The sequence below is a fragment of the Neisseria sp. P0009.S007 genome (genome assembly GCF_051962515.1).
In genome coordinates this window covers 1-902 of sequence record NZ_JBQCVF010000660.1, presented here as the reverse complement: position 1 = coordinate 902, position 902 = coordinate 1, and the positions used below count along the sequence as shown (strand labels likewise).

At 57.0% G+C, this 902-nt stretch carries 1 protein-coding gene; it reads right to left on the bottom strand.

Annotated elements, in window-relative coordinates:
• Positions 1 to 183: 183 nt before the first annotated feature.
• The coding region (locus ACTHS3_RS15505; protein ID WP_440368441.1) for a phosphoribosylformylglycinamidine synthase subunit PurQ at positions 184 to 902 on the bottom strand (719 nt) is incomplete at its 5' end.

The window sequence follows — 902 nt, the reverse complement described above, 5'->3', positions numbered from 1 at the left end:
ATGCAGAGGTCTGGATTCCCGCCTGCGCGGGAATGACGGCGGTTGGTTCGGTCTTCATACGCATTGGTTCGGTCTTATACGTAAAAGAATATATAAAGGTCGTCTGAAAACAGATATAACAGAATCCGCTAAATCGTTTTCAGACGACCTTTTCTTTAAACCTGAATCAAATCAGCCTGCCGGTTAACCCAAAGCTTTCCTTGCTCCGGCGAAGAGGCGGTACCAGCCGGAGAGTTCGGTCCAGTCTTCCGGTTTCCAGCTCATTTGTGCGGCACGATAGACGCGTTCCGGATGCGGCATCATGATGGTCACGCGACCATCGGCGTTGGTTACACCGGCAATACCTTGAGGCGAGCCGTTAGGGTTGAGGGGATAAGTTTGGGTCACTTGGTTTTGACCGTCTACATATTGCAACGCAATGCCCAAATCAGCAGAAATGTTGCCGCCGTGAAGCGCGAAGTCGGCGCGGCCTTCGCCGTGGCTGACCACGACAGGCAGGCTGGAACCTTGCATTTCGTTCAGAATCAGCGACGCGGATTTCGGAACATGAACCATGCTCAGGCGCGCTTCGAACTGTTCGCTCAGGTTGCGTTTGAACTTCGGCCAGCCTGCCGTGCCGGGGATGATTTCGGCGAGGTTGCTGACCATTTGGCAGCCGTTGCACACGCCCAATGTCAGCGTGTTCGGGTCGGCGAAGAAGGCGGCGAACTGGTCGCGCAAGGCGGGGTGGAACAGGATGGATTTCGCCCAGCCTTCGCCCGCGCCGAGTACGTCGCCGTAGCTGAAGCCGCCGCACGCCGCCAGCATTTTGAAGTCGGCAAGGTGGACGCGGCCTGCCATCAGGTCGGACATATGCACGTCGTAAGCATCGAATCCGGCGCGGGTGAAGGCGGCGGCCATTT